This window comes from Photobacterium galatheae, from assembly GCF_000695255.1.
Taxonomy (GTDB): domain Bacteria; phylum Pseudomonadota; class Gammaproteobacteria; order Enterobacterales; family Vibrionaceae; genus Photobacterium; species Photobacterium galatheae.
In genome coordinates, this window is sequence record NZ_JMIB01000036.1 from 1 (window position 1) to 17,124 (window position 17,124).

Sequence of the window (17,124 nt, forward strand, 5' to 3'; positions counted from 1 at the left end):
CAATACATCGCTAACGAAGCCAATCGCGAAGACGGCTGCACAGGCCACTTTTGGGAAGGACGTTTCAAAAGTCAGGCGCTGCTGGATGAAAAAGCATTGGCCGCCGCCATGGCGTACGTTGACTTGAACCCGGTACGAGCCGGTATTTCTGAAACACCAGAAACATCCGACTTTACATCGGTGAAAGCACGCATTGAATCACTTCGTCAAGATGAAGCATCAGCACCCTCTCTTTATCCATTTGCTGGAAATCCGAGAAAGGACATGCCAGACGGACTCCCTTTCCGCTTGCTGGATTATCTTGAGCTGGTTGACTGGACCGGACGACAAATCAAAACCGATAAACGCGGTCATATCGAATCAACCCAACCGCCAATTCTTGAACGACTCGGTTTAGATACTCATGCATGGCTGAGGATTTGTACAAAAATTGAAAAAGGCACACTCATTGGCTCAGCCTCTGCCATTCAATCCGTTTTACCGCAATTGAATCGACAACGGCGAACCGGCTTACAAATTCCGTAGCCCTTTCACATTGAGTAGAATCCTCAACTCATACTTCCTTCCGATGTTTCCGCTCGTCTGAAAATCAGGTTAGAGGTGCAAAGTCTGATTTTTCAGTCAAACATCATGGAAATGGTATCCTAAAAACTTTACAGATAATGATTTATTGAGACCTGTCAGGTGCTGAAGTTTCTTTAAGGTGACTGTCCTGGTGTTTTTCGGCATCTCTATATTTTTGTTCTATTTGAAATGTCTGTCTTTATATATCTATATGTCATCACTGATATAACTTAATACTCGAGAGGGTGGCAACATTACTTCAAGCTTACTATGCTAAAAAGTGCAATGGAGTGTCTGGATGCATGGATAAGGCAACGGCTACGATGTTACCGCCTGAAACACGTAAACACAGGATAGCGATATGATTGCGCCGATAACGTATGACAGATCACAATGCATGGAAGCTAGCGATGCCATGTAAAGGTAGTGGTACTTGGCTCTATCGCACCAGTTGAATTAGGCTTTGCCAATCAAATGGTTCGAAGGGCTGGGGCTGTACTCGTTGAGAGACGGATATGAATCACTGAAAATATATTCGGAACCGTCGTAGGCGACCCACGCTTGTACGGTGGTGTGAGAGGATGGAGGCCGTGAGGCCTCCTCCTACTCGATTGATACAATGACATTGTTATTTATAATGACCCAAATGCCTTCGAAGCAATAGTTTTCGCGACAGAAGTTGCACCAGTCACTGATAAGTGATTGTCATCTCTATATAATACAGAATCTCCATCGACAGCGATGTACTGAAGTGATTTTTGGTCAAATAAATAATCACTTATGAAAATTTGATTTACATTGAGACCCTCTATTGAACCATTCAAAAAATCGAATGATTTTTTTGATTGGTTTTCAAATTCCTCTTGTGTTAGTCCAACTATTGATGGAGAGGAAGATGGATTGATCAACTTCTCTCGAGCTAAATATAATGGCGGGTTAACCTTCATTTTGGGCACAGGATATATAAGATGAACTCTTTTACCTGATTCAATTAACTTGTTAATAACAAAATTGAAAGATAATCTAAGAATATCTGAATTATTTGCATTGCTATCAGTTATGGTATTCGGTTGAATTAAGTTATTATCTATATAGCCAATCCAATAGGCATGAAGAAATACATGCTTAATTTCATGATTGTTGATCAAATATTCAAGTATGGATTTTGAGTTTTCAGAACATAAACGAAGCCCGCTAGAGGACTTTGAGTTAATGATTGGCGGACAACCAGCAACGGAAAATTCAAGGGTAGAGTATCCGTATTTACTGAACTCTTTTTGAAGAGGTTCAATCAGCTGGTCTGCGTGACTATCTCCCCAGACTGCTACTTTAGGGAGTTTTACGTCACCGTACAGGCATGCTTGGCTTGGAACAATGACTCGGTTACTAATCCGACATTCTTCTACTCTTGGATTATTATCGTATCTAAATTTTAGAAATTCATAAACTTCGTTTGTGATATTGAATTTAGAAAGATCTTCATTTAACCCTCGGTAGGAAGAAAATAACACTAAAATGAAAAGTATTACCACATAGGAACGAGCCCATGATTTAAATAGTTTGTTTTTTGACTGAAAAGGTTGTTCAATAAGGAAATATATAATTACAGATAGAATAAATGATATAAGTATAAGAGCAGCCGGTTCTATACTTTCTAATTCTCTACCTTGAAGTATCCGATAAAAAGCAAATATTGGCTGATGAACCAAATACAAGCTAAAAGAAATTATACCTATAAAGCGTAGGGGAATAAATGATAAACATTTACCAGAAAAAGATCTATCATCACCAAAAGCTAAGATAAGAACTGCTCCAATGCATGGTAGCAATGCATTTATTCCAGGAAAGTTTGAGCGTTGGTCAAAAATGAATACTGATATGAAAATCATCGATATCCCTGTAGCGACAAGAATATTTTTAGTATTCAAAGGAATTTTACTAACATCAAAACGGCAAATAGTTAAGCTTAATAGCACACCAATCAGGAATTGCCATGCTCTCATTAAACTAGAAAAGTAAGCTTGATCAGGATGTTCAATTACCTGTATTGATGCATAAATAAATGAAGATAATAGCAATGTACCGCAAACAATTAAAGCTGTATTTTTCTTGTCTTGTATAAGAAGGGGGCCCAATATTAACGGTAAAATGATATAAAATTGAAGCTCAATTGATAAACTCCATAAATGTATGAGCGGCTTGAATTCAGTACTAATTCCGAAGTAGCTTATAGAGCCAGCTGCCCATGAGTTACTTTGGATTTTTAAAAAGGAATAAATACTTTCAATGAGTTCTTTCAATTCTTCAGGAAATAAAGTATTCAACCCAATTAACCCAGTGACTATAATAACGGTTATAGTGGCTGGAAAAATTCTAGTTACTCTCCTTTCATAAAAACGTAAAAGTGAGAATTTTCTATTTTTGATACTCGATAAAATAGAGCTGGTAATCAAAAAACCACTAATTACAAAAAAAACATCAACTCCAATATAGCCACCAGAGGCGAACCCTATTCCTGAGTGAAACAATATAACAGATAGTACTGCTATTCCTCTTAAGCCATCAATATCTTTTCTGAATTCCAAAACAAGTACCACGATAAGTAATTTTCCCGTATTTTATCTGTTTTTAAACTTAATGCAACAGGGTCAGAGTTTTTTGAAGTTGAGATTAAAATTCATTGATTGTTGTTAAGCTTATGAATTATATGAGATTATCCTAGTCTCATTGGTGAATTATTTATTTTGAGTGAATGCTGAATACCGAAGGATTGAACATTCCACTAAATAGATTCTATGCTATTTATAAAGTTGAATTGAAACTTGTTTAAATGTTCTGATGGTTAATAGTGTGTGCTTATATTTTTAATAACTGATAATTTTTCTATGAATGATTATTTTTATTTAACTTAATCCCCGTCATTTGTAATGTTTTGATTAAGAAGTGCTCGCAGAAAGATCGTTAATTACAGGGCATCAGCATGAATGGTTAAGGTTTAGCCATTGACGTAAATCCAGCCACAAGGACTTGCTCCAAAAAGGCGGGGTTCATCATGCAGCGTTTCTGTTTCATCGGCACGCTAATCTTGGTTGGCTCAGCTCTGAGCATGTTCAGTGCCATGTGCCTTAACCCCGCCAGGTTTTCAGCCGTGTTTTCTCGGTAAATCTGACAAGCATCTTCTCGCATACTCACATCTAATATCCAGTGCATTGACTCAATGCCCCAGTGAGCGCGGATGGCATTCCCGGCCTGCTCTGGGGTCAGTTCGGCTGAACTGATGTAGTAGCGATACTCCAACTCTGGCTCTTTGCCTTTTGCCGCACGGTAGTTTTCGACCATCACGATGCTGGTCAGCCCGCTCCAAGTGGAGAAGTCCCCCTCTAGCTCACTGGCATTCAATACATGGCGAGTACGCGCTTCAACCCGCCCCTTTTGCTTCTCAATTTGACACGTGGTCTTCTCTATTGGGGCGCGGCGGTGTGGGGCGAAAGCGGTCTGTACGGCTGCCGCTAACTTGCCCTGGTTGCCCTTAACCGCCAATAAGTAATCTCCGCCCTTGCTAGTGATTGCTTCTGCAATCTTGGTCTGGCAGGCCATCGCATCAATCGTCACGATAGCGCCTTTCAGAGCACGAGATCATCCAACGTTGGATCACTTTGCACCGAGCACCTGTGTTGATTCAGCGATTCTTAAAGGGTGAAACGTCAACTGAAGCCGAGAAAAACGCATGCCTCACAATCATCCAAACCTGGCGGGAAAGACTCTGTTCCATCAGTTGGTTTATGCGCCTTTTCAACCAATATATTGCCAACGAAGCTAATCGCGAAGACGACTGCACAGGCCACTTTTGGGAAGGACGCTTCAAAAGTCAGGCGTTGCTGGATGAAACAGCATTGGCCGCCGCCATGGCATACGTAGATTTGAACCCGGTTCGAGCCGGCATTTCTGAAACGCCAGAAACATCCGACTTTACGTCGGTGAAAGCACGCATTGAATCGCTTCAAAAAGACGAAATATCAGCACCCTCTCTTTTTCCCTTCGCTGGAAATCCGAGAAGTGACATGCCGGATGGGCTCCCGTTTCGATTGCTGGATTATCTTGAGCTGGTTGACTGGACTGGACGGCAAATCAGAACAGGTCAATGCGGTCATATTGAATCATCGCAACTGCCAATCCTTGAACGACTCGGCTTAGATACTCATACATGGCTGAAAGTCTGTACACAGATAGAAAAAGGCACACTTATTGGCTCAGTCACTGCGATTGAATCCGTTTTACCACAATTGAATCGACAACGGCGAACAGGCTTACAAATTCCGTAAACCTTTCACATTGAGCAGATTCCGCATCACATCACGCGTCATTGGGATGTTCCCGCTCGCCTGAAACTCAGGTTAGAGACATAAACTTTGATTTTTCAGTCAACAAAATATGTAAATTGGTATTCTAAACAGCATTTGTACGGCGTTTCATCGGGAGCTGTCAGATCCTGCAATCAACTTTACTTTAGGGTGACTGTCCTGGTATGTACTTCAAATAGAAAAATGCCTCATGTGAGGCATTGTATGTGATGGAATAATTCAACATTGAATACTATTCAATACATCAGCATATAGAAGGTTGGGGCAATTATCCCCATACATACTTGGTGGAGTAAAAAATTTTTCCAGTCACGTTCGATCGTAGTCAAAATGGTTTGATAAAAATAGAAAAAATTGTAAAAGGCACCATCAATGCAATAAAAAACCTATTATTTGTGGAAGGTTGTATAATATGACTTTAAAAGGTTTAGAGTTAAGTAAAAGAAATACAAAAAATACAAAAAATACAAAAAAAAACAGAAGAATACATTAAAATTCACCTTCAATAATATAGTCAAAATTCATTTTCGTAATAAATGGCTTATAAGCGTATTTCTCGTATCTTTGCAAGAGGAACCAAGACCTGAACAGAGATAACAACTCAAAATTTTCCCCACCATTAACATCAGGTATATCAAGTCCAAAATGGTCCTGTATTTTATATACAATCACACCTCTAAATTGATTCTCATTAAATTCTAACTCTTTTATATTTACAATAACAGACCAAACATCATGAACTGCTATACCTGTGCCATCTATTTGAAATGTCTGTCCTGATATCTTTAGTCTGTGATGGAATAAGCCAACGTTGCGTACGATTCAATACATCAGAAAATAGAAAAATGTAGCAATTACTCCCATACATATTTGATGGAACATAAATTTTTTCCAGTCACGATTGTACATAGTCCAAATGGTTTGAACAAGATAGAAAATAATTGTAAGCGGTACAGTCAGACCAAGAAAGTATCCTATTATTATCGGGAGGTTATAATAAGATATACCAAATAAATCAAGAATTATATTTATAAATATAAACAAATACCAAAAGATTGAGAAATACATTAAAATTCACCTTCAATAATATAGTCAAAATTCATTTCCGTGATAAATGGCTTATAAGCGTATTTCTCATATCTTTGCAAGAGGAACCAAGACCTGGACAGAGATAATAACTCAAAATTTTTCCCACCATTAACATCGGGTATATCAAGTACAAAATGGTCCTGTATTTTATATACAATCAAAACTCTAAATTTATTCTCATTAAATTCTAACTCTTTTATATTTACAATAACAGACCAAAAATCATGAACTGCTATACCTGTGCCATCTATTTTAAATGTCTGTCCTGATATCTTGTTATCTGTCCTGATATCTTGAATAATTACGTCAGTCGGTTAAAAGGCTGGATACGAAGATTTCATGGCGTAGGAACGGCATACCTAAGCAATTACCTAGCGTGGTGGCGCTTTATCGCCCAGCACAAAGCAGGGAAAAGGCAGAAATGGTTAGACGAGGCGTTGTCGTTTTAACCAACAGTTTATGAGAACAGCGCCATGTTTATACAGTTGTGTGGGTGATAATTTGGTTGGTAAGTTTTTAGTTAAATGACGGTCAAATAACACATTATGACAGTGGAAAGTGCTGATTCTACATCTGTTAAGTAATATAAATGATTGATATTATTTTCTTTTCTTGAGAGGGTTCTATGTCGTCATTTACTAAATACTGCAAGATTGATGGGTTAGAGCTGTCTGCTGAAAGCGTCAGAGACATCCCGCTCATAAATGACAAGCTTGAGCTTGGCGATATACTGACCACCATGGTGGTAGTGTTCCCATTTGTAGAGATATTTTCCCAGAAAATGAAACCTCAGAAGCGGATTGATACTATTAATGATTATGATTGGGATACGTTTGCCAAATCACTGCTTGCAGTGCCAACAATTACCCGAACCCGTATTAACATGATTGCTGAAAGCAGGACGTTTGAAAGTAATGGAAAAGAAAGACAATTTTGGTCGTGCGTTGAAAAAGCTAGCCGCTAGTTCTTTGCTGCTGCCTATTGTTGCGAATGCAGGCTTTACGCTTGAAGAAGCTTATCAGGAAGTCAATCAGCAAACAGCGCGTTGCTTGAAAATGAAAAATCGGCCAGTCGATGCGATTCAGGATATCTGGTTTGATTTACTCAGTTCTGATCAGAAACGAGCGGTTATTTTTGAACTGTCAAAAAGGGCGATGGACCGTTGCACATTAGAAAAGAGAGAAAAATACTCTTGGGCTCTCGTGAAGCAGGCCGGAGAAACCGGTGATCTGGACAGCCTGAAAGATTGGATTTCGCTGAATAGTCCAATTGAAGGCAAAGCACAAAGCATTGTGAAATCACTGCCGGAAGAAGAAATCAATCGGTTGTCTTTATCGGATGATTTTTACTATCCGTTTGATTCAATAGCGCTGAGAGATAAACTCATTCCTGAGTAAGTAATTCAGGAGTAACTTAAATAGCCTCAGAATATTTCTGGGACTATTTTTTTGGATATGTAATTTTATCTTATTTAAGGTTTTTTGAGATTGTTAATAATTTATAGTGATAATAAATTAAAATCGTATGTCGCTGATATAAAATATTTTTATAGATTCAATCACCTCAATTTAGTTTCAAAATTAAATGTTGAATTAAAGGGTTTTCTCGTGGATGAAATTGCTTTTTTGTCAAGTGCTAGATTGGTTTTATATTTTGGTTGTTATTTCTGTAGGTGATTAAAATGCTAAGGGTCATTCTTTTTTTCATGTTTTCACTAATGATTTTACCATCAAGGTCTTATGCAATTTGTGGGATTTTTCATGAAGTGGACAAACCCATCTATTGATGGACGATCGAGCAGCGGCAAGTATATTGGAGACAGCTGTAACAGTAAGCCCATCGGCGAGTAACAATATGGCGTTTAAGCGTCTGCAGTGATCTTTGTCTTTGGTCTTGTGTATATTTTTGATAATCCGGCGTCGCTCTGCCCGGTCAGGTAATGTTAAAATCATAGGTCTCGGTATTGTTTTGTGGGTTTGTATGTTTGGCGACTGATCAGATCGCACAAACTCTACCGAGTTCCCTTCATTTTCTGCTTTCCAGTGATCTACATTTAGGAACAGTTATTTAGCTTGAATACAAATACCACTAAGCTAGAGTAATAATTATGATTGATAAACTGTCATTTAAACTTAATTTCCTGTCGAAATGCATGTTTTTCTTGATGTGTGATGTTGATTCAGATTATTGGGGAGCTGCTACCATGATGTTGGGCATCACCAACATATAATTAAGTAAGACAGCAATTAACAAAGATAGATACTGAATCGTATTTTTCCATTTTTGCTTACTTTCAATAGTTGGTGATTTCATGACCAACACCTTGCAGCGCCAGCTTAAAATCAACCTTTCTTCAACGTCACCGCAACCCTGCCAATCACTTTGATATCTTCTGCTTTTGCTTCAATGGTGCTTTCGCCGAAGGCGATCGCCAATTTTTTACCCGGGAAACGCTGAATGCGGTTGAGTGACAGCAGCCCATCCACATCAATCAGATAGACCCCAGAAACAGCATCGGTCGAAGACTGATCGACCAGGTAGATCGCTTCGTTGGTTTCCACTTCAATGGTGTGCTCTGTCTTCAGGTTGAAACTGTTCATCCTGCGAACCGGGTAGGGGATTTCTCCGGCATCGATGAGCTGCCCGTTGATCAGGCAGTAGCTCTTGAGGAGAACGGTGGCGAGCGGATGTTTTTCGAACGTTGATGCCGATTCCTGTACCTGCAGGTTTTCCGCATGGGCAGGCAGGGAAGGATAGAACGGTGGTTCTGTGATATGACTCATATCGCCTAATGCCAGCAAACGAACAGAAATGCCTTTGGCTAAATGCAGCCGGACAATTAACTCGTGTGAGTTGCGGCTGTGCTGGTTCCAGGCACTAAAGGTTGATTTAGGCACATCCAGAATATCAGCCAGTTCAAGAAATGTTCTGCACCCCACAGCACTTCTGATCAGTTCCGTAAATGGCTGACCAACCAGATAGTCAAAAGACGGAATTTGTTCACCAACGAAATTATTGTTGATGAATTGTTCACTTTCCAGACCTTCACCTAAAGCCAGTGTGTGCATGGGGATGCCTTTTGCAAGATGCAAACGCACCATCAGCTCATGAGAGGTTCGGTTATGTAAATTCCAAGTGCTGAATGTCGGTTTCTTAACGTCAAATATCTGTGACAATTCCTGGAATGTTTTACATCCGGTCACTTTCTTGAGCATTTCAGTAAACGCATGACCTTTTAAGTAGTCAAAAGGTAGAATTTTTCCCTTTGTCATATCGCCAATGATGTTATTTTTGATGTCGATCGCCAAATTTTCGTTGAGGTTGTCGTTTTGGCGATCTATCATCATTCTGTCCTTGGGTATCTTGCCGACCAAAGCTGAAGAAACCCGATAAAAAAGCAAACCAACTCAGGAGCATAGCACCATGTTTTCCTTTAATACACCCCTGCTTGTCGTATATCTATACGATGACGAATTTCCATGATTTCGTGACGAGCCGCAAAGCATCACTCAGCATAAAATTTCGAATGATGCCCTCATTCCCGGACTTTCATAAGGGGTTCCCATGAGCCCGTTCTAAAAAACAGAGGTATGCCGTTGTAAAGAGTAAAAGAGGCATGCCCTGTAATACGCCCGTACCTTCTCGGCCAGTCTTGTGTGGCTGAAGCATCGGTTGTGACGACCAAAATCTTGAAAAATCGTGACTGTACCGTCTGAAGTTGCGTCAGATCTGATATTGCGACGGGCCTGAAGCCACTACAGGCCTGAAAAAGGCAGCCAGCTGCGATTGTTGTCATCCGTTTTGAGAACCTGACTGGTCTTGTTTGTTGTATGAACCCTTCAAGTTTTCCTGTGAAATTGGTGTTGCAATTTGTTCGTTCGGTGCGGGCTTTCTTGTCACCTTGGTTAGGAGAAGCGCATGAGTCATGCACAAGCCATACTGGAACAAGCCCAGCAGGCAAAAAAAGAAGCTGTTGAATTACTCAAAGAAGTGAACCGCCACTCGAAAGAAAACCTGATGCTGTTGAACCGCTGTGAAACTATTGTGCGACACGCGTTGCTACCGGGGACAACTTCCCTTGGCTCGCAGGAAGTGCCGGTGGAAGCATGGGTCATGAATACTGAGATGGTGGCCGAAGCGATCCGAAATCGCAGTGCTCATGATGTAGCTTTAGGCATCCTGCAAATGGCTGCGGAGTGCAAACATTTATTGCATGTTCACGTGAATTATTCGCCGCATACCGACTGCCTGTATGTTCACGTGTGTCCGAAAAATACACCCTATGGAAATTGGCAAAACGAAGTTCGTTTATTCGATGATTCATTTCATTTTGAGCATAGCGATATCCAAGACTTACTGGTGATTGAAGACAAGTTGATTGAATTGATTGCTGAAGCGAATTTGACAGCGAGGGTGCAAGCGTGAACAAAATTGCTTTCCATCAAGTAAAACTGCAGTCTCTTCATTTCAATGAAGTTTTAGCCGGACGTAAAACCCATGAAATACGTTTCAACGATCGGGATTATCAGGCCGGTGACTGCCTGATTCTACGGGAAGTCGACGACAACGGTGATGACACCGGGCAGGAGATGAACGCGGAAATTACACATGTGCAGCAGGGCGACCACTTTGGTCTGGCTGATGGCTGGTGTGTGCTTTCGCTGGCAAACACCACGCCGTTGCAGGGCATTCGTCTGATTGGTTATTTGCGTGATCGGCTCAAAGAGCATTGCGACTACATAGAAACGCAAGTGCCGCTCATCAAAGAAACGGGCCATACGACCTATGATGCGACACGTGCCATTGAAGCCGGTCGATGCTGGGTGGATGAAGCGAACCACTTTCTGAAAAAGTTTCCGGTGGTTGAGCCATAAATGGTTGGTTCGTAACGATCACATTGTTGTAAGAACCTGATGGCGGGATACCGCCATCAGGTTGACTCAATGCAATTGCGGCGTCTTTGGGGCTTCATGGCTGACTTCAATGTGCAGGCTGAAATGGTCGAGTGAACGGTATTTTCCGATGTCTTCCGTTGGGTTGAATCAGGACAACCATGACTTGGTCGTTCTGGAGAAATAAGGCACTGATATCATCTGGCTCCTGGCGGTTGAAACCGATCCAGCGATTGAAATGACATTTCTGCGCATAAGCCGAATCGAAGCCAGTTTTATTTCTATTGAGTTTAAAATTGAACAAAAAACAATCGATCAAACATTTTACGCCCTAAAAGCAAGCTAAGTCACTAAAAAGTAACTATTTGCTGACTACACTGAAACCATTATCAGTGAAGAAAAGAAGGGGAAGGGTATGACCATGCAAGCATTAAAAGCCGATACCCTGTACCGCACCTGCACCCTGAATGGGCTGGATGCCGACTGCTCATCGACCAAACATTTAGAACCCCTCGACGAAATCGTCGGCCAGGAACGCGCGCAGCAGGCGGTTGAGTTTGCGATGTCGATCAAGGAGAAGGGATATAATATTTATGCTGTTGGCCGAAATGGGCTGGGGAAGCGCACCATGGTGCTTCGCTATCTGAATCGCCATGATCCCAACGGTGATGCGACGCCGCTGTATGACTGGTGCTATGTCGCAAATTTCGATGAACCGCGCACTCCCAAAGTGCTGAAACTGCAACCGGGAATGGGGGCCCCATTCAAAAAAGATATCGAAAAGTTGATGATGCGGCTGGTGAAAGCGATGCCGCTGGCGTTCGATAATGAAATGTATTATTCCCGCTCTGAACAGTTGAAGAATCAGCTGGCGCAGAAACAGCAAACTGCACTCGGCAACTTGACGACGGAAGCCAAAGCTCAAAATGTCAGTCTGACGTTGACCACTCAGGGCGACTATCAACTGGTGGCGATGCATGGTGAAGAGCCACACTCCGAAGAAAGTTTTGAAGCATTGCCTCAGGCTGAGCAGGAGAAGTTTGACGAAATCATCAGCGCGTTGGAAGTGAAACTACGCGGGATTGCCCGCGAGATGACCGACTGGGAAGAAGAATTTTCCGATAAAATCCAGAAGCTGAATGAAGAAGTCGCGCTTGGGGTTGTGTCGCACTTCATCAAACCGTTGAAAAAAGAGTACAAAGGCCACGGGGAGATCAAGGATTATCTGACGGCAATGCAAAAAGATATTCTGGAAAACCTCGATATCTTCCTGGAGGAAAGTGAAGATCAGGTGGCGCTGGCATATGCGGCGTTGGACCGGAAAATGCCACGACGTTATCAGGTGAATGTGCTGGTCAGTCAGGACAGCAAGCGTTTTCCGATTGTGGTAGAAGAAAGCCCGAACTATCACACGATTTTCGGTTATATCGAAAACGCGACTTACAAAGGCACCGTGTTTACCGATTTCTCACTGATCCGCTCTGGCAGTTTACACCGTGCAAATGGCGGGGTATTGCTGATGGATGCTGTGAAAGTGCTCGAACGGCCATTCGTGTGGGACGGTTTGAAACGTGCACTGCGCTCACGCAAGCTCAATTTGAGTTCGCTGGAACGGGAAGTGACGCTATCCGGCACGATCTCGCTGGAACCGGAGCCGATCCCGCTGGATGTGAAGATTATTTTGTTCGGGGATTATCAAACCTATCAGCTCTTGGTGCACTATGATCCGGACTTCAGCGAACTGTTCCGGGTGACGGCTGATTTTGAAGATGAGATGGATCGAACTGATGCATCAGAAGCTCAGTACGCTCGGTTCATTTCCAGTATTGTGCACGATAACAATATGCTCCATTGCGATCGCAAGGCGATTGCCCGGATTATCGAATACAGCTCCCGTCAGGCGGAAGATCAGAATAAATTGTCACTGCATTCGGCGGATATTGCCAATCTGCTGCGGGAGACGAATTACACCGCACGAGCGGCCAATGCGACCATGATTCGTGTCGCCCATGTCGAGCAGGCGTTGCAACGTCAGGAGAAACGGGTCAGCCGGTTGCAGGATCAGATGCTGCACACGTTCAGAAACGGCACCACACTGATTGATACGCAGGGGGAAGTGACAGGACAGATTAACGGTCTGTCGGTGATTTCGACCTCGGATCACCGTTTTGGCATTCCGAACCGGATTACCGCGACCACGTCTTGGGGGGAAGGCGAGGTGATGGATATCGAACGCAGCGTGAAGCTGGGTGGCCGGATTCACTCGAAAGGAGTGATGATCCTGACGGCCTATCTGTCTTCCCTGTTTGGCAAAAGTGCCAAAATTCCACTGACCACCCATCTGACATTTGAGCAGTCTTATGGTGGCGTCGACGGGGACAGTGCGTCGATGGCAGAGTTGTGTGCCATTATTTCGGCGTTCTCCGGTTGTTCAATTGATCAGTCGATCGCGATGACCGGTTCAATGAACCAGTTTGGCCAGGCACAGCCCATTGGTGGCGTGAATGAGAAGATCGAAGGATTCTTCGATGTCTGTACTATCAAGGGCCGCCATGCCAAACAGGGCGTGATTATTCCGCAGTCGAATGCACATAATCTGATGTTACGTAAAGATATTTTAGCGGCTGTCGAGAAAGGGGATTTCCATATTTGGGCGATTCATCATGTCAGTGAAGCGATCAGCTTGCTGACCGGGCAGGAAACGGGTGAATGGCAAGACGGTGGTTATCCAACGGGCTCTGTTTTGGCGATTGCACAGAACAAATTGAATGCGATGCGCAAGTAGCGTACCGATGTGCTTTGACTTTCCCTCTTCCTCTCTCTTTCCTGTTTGGGGAGAGGGAAAATCGTTTTTCAATCGTTACGATGGCTCTTCCTGTTGTGCCAGTGCCAGGAAGCTTGCCATGGCCTGTGTATCCAGATAACCGTCGGCTTTTTTATGGGTGCGCAGGAACTGATAGCCGGAGATTACTTTAGTGAGTTCGTCTGCGCTTCTGCCGCTGAAAGGCTTCCCGGTGACATGTTCCCAGGCAACGGCGAGTGCGTTTTTGTCGACGACTTCTGCCTGCCGGTACAGATAACCACAGCCTGTGGCTAACCATTCTAAAGAGCAATTGGCTTTCATTGCGATTTGGTTGGCCTTCTGTAAGCTGGGCTCGCTGCCATTCAAATACTTACGGATCAGCGCTTCATTCAGCTCGACTCGCCGGGCAAATCCGCTGACGCTTTCCTTACCCATCAAGTTTCTTAATCGTTCAGAAAATGACATGAAATACTCGTACTCTGGTTCGAATCTTGCGGGTTATATCATTGCTCGCTGCTTTAAACCAGCCTAGGATGAGGAATTATTTCGGGCAATAAATAAAGGAGTATTGCCATGGTGGCAAATGTCGAACTGGCGCCTCAGGGGCCGCAGTTTTCTGAACTGGTACAAGGCTATTGGCGTTTGGCAGACTGGGGGATGAGCCCTCAGGAGCGGCTAACGTTTCTGAAACAGCATATTGAGCTGGGGATCACGACAGTTGATCATGCCGACATTTATGGCGGTTACAGCTGTGAGCAACTGTTTGGTGAAGCCTTGGCATTGGATCCGAGCGTACGTGAGCAAATTCAGATTGTCTCAAAGTGCGATATCAAACTCTGCGGCAGTCAGTATCCTGAGCAGAAAATCAACCACTACAACACCAGCAAAGCACACATCACCGAGTCGGTGAACAATTCATTGCAGCGCCTGGGGATTGAGCAACTTGATGTCTTGCTGATCCACCGCCCAGACGTGCTGATGGACGCCGATGAAGTGGCTGAAGCTTTCGCAGCGCTGAAGCAGCAGGGGAAAGTCGTGCACTTTGGGGTGTCGAATTTCTCACCGGCTCAGTTTGATTTGCTGCAATCGCGATTAGATGCACCACTGGTGACAAATCAGGTTGAAATCAATCCGCTGAACTTTGAAGTTTGCCATGACGGCACTTTGGACCAGTTGCAAATGAAACGCACTAAACCGATGGCCTGGTCGTGCATGGCGGGCGGGGAAATCTTCAATGGCCAGTCTGAACAGTCAGTGCGTGTTCGCAACGAACTGGAAGCAATCCGTCAGGAAATTGGTGCAACTTCCATCGATCAGGTGATTTATGCCTGGGTGCGTCGTTTACCGTCTAAGCCTTTGCCGATTATTGGTTCGGGTAAGATTGAACGTGTGAAAGATGCCGTGGCATCGCTGGCGTTTGAACTGAGCCGCGAGCAGTGGTTCCGGGTCTGGGTGGCTTCCAAAGGTCACGGGGTGCCATAAAGGTTCAGCCTTTAGTCCGTCTGATCATGCAACAACCCCGCGGCTGGCGGGGTTGTCTTTTCTGAAGCAGTTGGATTGAAACGCATTTATTTTTTCTTTTCAGTGACTTCTTTCAGAATATCTTTGATGCGCTTATTCGAGACTCTTTTTGCCATAAATCACTCCTTTTCAAAGACAACTTATACAAAAAATAGATTCAGAAAGTCGGCCATTGCAGCAACATGAGTGACGTTGTCACTTTGTGTGGTGGTCAGCAAAATACATTCCTCATATGTACATCACAAACACCTCACAAGCTTGTCACCAAATTGACATATGACCTTTGTTTACTATAGTTGCTGTCCCAATAAATAATGAGATCTGTCTCAACCTCCGGAAAAATAGCCATCATCTTTTCGACTGGCATTCGGTTTGTTTTGTGACCCAATTGATCGTTTCGTATTGATGTTCTCAGGAAAATGATGCACCAGATTCGTATTGGGGGGACGAAGCCGACCTGCGTGTTCATGCAATCAAACTGTTGAGGCTACTTTAGACATTTAACCTCAAGCCGAAAAGGCTCGGGGGTCACTGAGCGCATGAGCTGACCGACGACGATTTGGTCAGTATCTTTCTGGGCAGGAAGATCTCGGTTCGGGTCGATGATTCAAGAATCTTAGCTGGCTCCTCGTACAGGGTTGTGCATAAACTGAGAGAAATCTTAAAAATGTCAGGAGAATTCGTGATGGAGAACAAGTCGTTGATGATCAGACCGATGCATCGGGAAGAAGTCGATATTGCTGTCGAATGGGCTGCTCAGGAAGGGTGGAATCCGGGGGTGAATGATGCAGCCTGTTACGCAACGGCAGATCCTACGGGTTTTCTGATCGGCTTCCTTGGTGAAGAGCCAATTGCGACCATTTCTGCCATTCGGTATGACGACACGTTTGGGTTTATCGGCTTTTATATTGTGAAGCCGGAATATCGTGGAAAGGGGTATGGCATTCAAATCTGGCATGCTGCACTGAAGTATCTGGAAGGCTGTAATATCGGTTTAGATGGCGTGGTTGAGCAACAGGCAAATTATCAGAAATCCGGTTTTCAGCTCGCGTACAGCAACCTTCGGTATGAAGGGGTAGGCGGTAGTGATGTTCAGGCGGATGCAGCGGTTGTTCCTTTGTCTGACTTATCACCGGAAGTCATTGAAGCCTATGAGCGACCTTTCTTCCCTGTGCAACGTCCTCTGTTTTTGCAAGCCTGGCTCAATCAGCCGCACAGTCACGCACTGGGCATTATGAAAAATGATCAGCTAGCCGGTTACGGCGTCATTCGTCGGTGCCAAAACGGCTATAAAATTGGCCCGTTGTATGCCGACAATACCGAACTGGCTGAACGCTTGTTTCTGGCACTGAAATCCAGGGCAGCATCATCTCAACCTGTCTTTCTGGATGTACCTGAGGTCAATACAGCGGCTGTTGCGCTGGCTGAAAAATATGGGATGACCGTGTCCTTTGGCACGGCTCGGATGTACACCCAGAAAGCACCTGAATTGCCGTTGGATCGTCTGTTTGGCGTGACATCTTTTGAGATTGGGTGAATTTGTTTGACGCAATGGATACGGAAGGCCCGATATGGGCTTTCTTCGTTTTCATGATCGTTAACTGATTACGTTACGGGCACCTGCACAATCACTTCCCTGGATGCAGTGATGTACTGAAATTTGATCACATAGGCCCCTGGATATATCTGTTGTCTGTCCAGAACTTTGCTGCGCTTCAGGTAGGACTTTGATCGGAAGCCAGAGATCTTTGTGTCGGGCAGTTGTGTCGCGCTTGGTTGCTGGTGCAAGATGGCGTTTTCGGTTTCATAGGCAATGAAACGAGCGGCTAAATTTGGATGAAGACTAGGTCGCCCCTTTTGATTAACGACTTAGCATAGAGATATTAAGTTTATC

At 43.6% G+C, this 17,124-nt stretch carries 14 protein-coding genes and 4 pseudogenes; 10 read left to right on the forward strand and 8 right to left on the reverse strand.

Annotated features, from left to right (window positions below):
* Positions 1-525: pseudogene (locus EA58_RS17170) on the forward strand (alpha-amylase family glycosyl hydrolase); the annotation flags it as partial.
* A 324-nt stretch (positions 526-849) separates the two neighbouring features.
* Complete coding sequence (locus EA58_RS22045; protein ID WP_235199643.1) at positions 850-921, forward strand: hypothetical protein; 72 nt, start codon at positions 850-852, stop codon at positions 919-921.
* Between the two features lie 275 nt (positions 922-1,196).
* Here EA58_RS22045 and EA58_RS17175 read toward each other — a convergent pair whose 3' ends face one another.
* Both EA58_RS17175 and EA58_RS17180 read right to left on the reverse strand, forming a co-directional pair.
* On the reverse strand, positions 1,197-3,161 hold the full coding sequence (locus EA58_RS17175; RefSeq protein ID WP_036755695.1) for an acyltransferase family protein: 1,965 nt from the start codon (positions 3,159-3,161) through the stop codon (positions 1,197-1,199).
* A gap of 391 nt (positions 3,162-3,552) precedes the next feature.
* Positions 3,553-4,191, reverse strand: a pseudogene (locus EA58_RS17180) (ISAs1 family transposase); the annotation flags it as partial.
* Between EA58_RS17180 and EA58_RS17185 the strand changes: the two are divergent.
* Positions 4,185-4,886 (forward strand): annotated as a pseudogene (locus tag EA58_RS17185) (transposase); the annotation flags it as partial. The pseudogenes EA58_RS17180 and EA58_RS17185 sit on opposite strands and share 7 nt — an antisense overlap.
* Positions 4,887-5,414: 528 nt before the next feature.
* On the opposite strand, the gene EA58_RS22195 reads toward EA58_RS17185, so the two are convergent.
* Positions 5,415-5,747 carry a DUF3289 family protein gene (locus tag EA58_RS22195; protein ID WP_081819728.1) on the reverse strand — a complete coding sequence of 111 codons (333 nt, stop codon included), beginning with the start codon at positions 5,745-5,747 and terminating at the stop codon, positions 5,415-5,417.
* A 245-nt stretch (positions 5,748-5,992) separates the two neighbouring features.
* Complete coding sequence (locus EA58_RS22200) at positions 5,993-6,316, reverse strand: DUF3289 family protein (RefSeq protein WP_081819729.1); 324 nt, start codon at positions 6,314-6,316, stop codon at positions 5,993-5,995.
* Between the two features lie 323 nt (positions 6,317-6,639).
* Between EA58_RS22200 and EA58_RS17205 the strand changes: the two genes are divergently transcribed.
* Positions 6,640-6,978, forward strand: a complete 339-nt coding sequence (locus EA58_RS17205) for a hypothetical protein (protein ID WP_036755702.1) — start codon at positions 6,640-6,642, stop codon at positions 6,976-6,978.
* Positions 6,929-7,411 (forward strand): hypothetical protein, encoded by a 483-nt coding sequence (locus EA58_RS17210; protein WP_152548094.1) that lies wholly within the window; start codon positions 6,929-6,931, stop codon positions 7,409-7,411. The genes EA58_RS17205 and EA58_RS17210 overlap by 50 nt, the downstream gene beginning before the upstream one ends.
* A gap of 375 nt (positions 7,412-7,786) precedes the next feature.
* Here the strand turns inward: EA58_RS17210 and EA58_RS21440 are convergent.
* The 3 genes and pseudogenes from EA58_RS21440 to EA58_RS17215 form a co-directional block, all read right to left on the reverse strand.
* Positions 7,787-7,966, reverse strand: a pseudogene (locus EA58_RS21440) (IS630 family transposase); the annotation flags it as partial.
* Between the two features lie 232 nt (positions 7,967-8,198).
* Positions 8,199-8,327, reverse strand: coding sequence for a hypothetical protein (locus tag EA58_RS22135; RefSeq protein WP_268748952.1), 129 nt, complete (start codon positions 8,325-8,327; stop codon positions 8,199-8,201).
* Positions 8,328-8,356: 29 nt separating this feature from the next.
* A complete protein-coding gene (locus EA58_RS17215) occupies positions 8,357-9,358 on the reverse strand; it encodes a helix-turn-helix domain-containing protein (protein WP_327078559.1) in 1,002 nt (333 codons plus the stop codon).
* 574 nt (positions 9,359-9,932) lie between these two features.
* Here EA58_RS17215 and EA58_RS17220 point away from each other — a divergent pair.
* The 3 genes from EA58_RS17220 to EA58_RS17230 all read left to right on the forward strand — a co-directional run bounded on the left by EA58_RS17220 (position 9,933) and on the right by EA58_RS17230 (position 13,691).
* Entirely contained in the window at positions 9,933-10,439 is a 507-nt protein-coding gene (locus EA58_RS17220; RefSeq protein WP_036755709.1) for a hypothetical protein, read from the forward strand.
* The gene (locus tag EA58_RS17225; protein WP_036755714.1) at positions 10,436-10,888 is read left to right on the forward strand and encodes a DUF3850 domain-containing protein; all 453 of its coding nucleotides are present in this window, start codon (positions 10,436-10,438) and stop codon (positions 10,886-10,888) included. The genes EA58_RS17220 and EA58_RS17225 overlap by 4 nt, the downstream gene beginning before the upstream one ends.
* A gap of 433 nt (positions 10,889-11,321) precedes the next feature.
* A complete protein-coding gene (locus EA58_RS17230; RefSeq protein WP_036755716.1) occupies positions 11,322-13,691 on the forward strand; it encodes a Lon protease family protein in 2,370 nt (789 codons plus the stop codon).
* A 75-nt stretch (positions 13,692-13,766) separates the two neighbouring features.
* Here the strand turns inward: EA58_RS17230 and EA58_RS17235 are convergent, their stop codons facing one another.
* A complete protein-coding gene (locus EA58_RS17235; RefSeq protein ID WP_036755719.1) occupies positions 13,767-14,174 on the reverse strand; it encodes a hypothetical protein in 408 nt (135 codons plus the stop codon).
* Between the two features lie 108 nt (positions 14,175-14,282).
* Here EA58_RS17235 and EA58_RS17240 point away from each other — a divergent pair, with 108 nt between their 5' ends.
* Both EA58_RS17240 and EA58_RS17245 read left to right on the forward strand, forming a co-directional pair.
* Positions 14,283-15,191 (forward strand): aldo/keto reductase, encoded by a 909-nt coding sequence (locus EA58_RS17240; RefSeq protein WP_036755722.1) that lies wholly within the window; start codon positions 14,283-14,285, stop codon positions 15,189-15,191.
* A 724-nt stretch (positions 15,192-15,915) separates the two neighbouring features.
* A complete protein-coding gene (locus EA58_RS17245) occupies positions 15,916-16,767 on the forward strand; it encodes a GNAT family N-acetyltransferase (RefSeq protein WP_036755725.1) in 852 nt (283 codons plus the stop codon).
* Positions 16,768-17,124 lie beyond the last annotated feature (357 nt).

Coding starts and splice junctions, on each gene's coding strand:
- EA58_RS17215 (WP_327078559.1), bottom strand. CDS start 9,358: ATGATAGATCGCCAAAACGACAACCTCAACGAAAATTTGGCGATCGAC.
- EA58_RS17235 (WP_036755719.1), bottom strand. CDS start 14,174: ATGTCATTTTCTGAACGATTAAGAAACTTGATGGGTAAGGAAAGCGTC.
- EA58_RS17230 (WP_036755716.1), top strand. CDS start 11,322: ATGACCATGCAAGCATTAAAAGCCGATACCCTGTACCGCACCTGCACC.
- EA58_RS17205 (WP_036755702.1), top strand. CDS start 6,640: ATGTCGTCATTTACTAAATACTGCAAGATTGATGGGTTAGAGCTGTCT.
- EA58_RS22135 (WP_268748952.1), bottom strand. CDS start 8,327: ATGAAATCACCAACTATTGAAAGTAAGCAAAAATGGAAAAATACGATT.
- EA58_RS17220 (WP_036755709.1), top strand. CDS start 9,933: ATGAGTCATGCACAAGCCATACTGGAACAAGCCCAGCAGGCAAAAAAA.
- EA58_RS17240 (WP_036755722.1), top strand. CDS start 14,283: ATGGTGGCAAATGTCGAACTGGCGCCTCAGGGGCCGCAGTTTTCTGAA.
- EA58_RS17245 (WP_036755725.1), top strand. CDS start 15,916: ATGGAGAACAAGTCGTTGATGATCAGACCGATGCATCGGGAAGAAGTC.
- EA58_RS17210 (WP_152548094.1), top strand. CDS start 6,929: ATGGAAAAGAAAGACAATTTTGGTCGTGCGTTGAAAAAGCTAGCCGCT.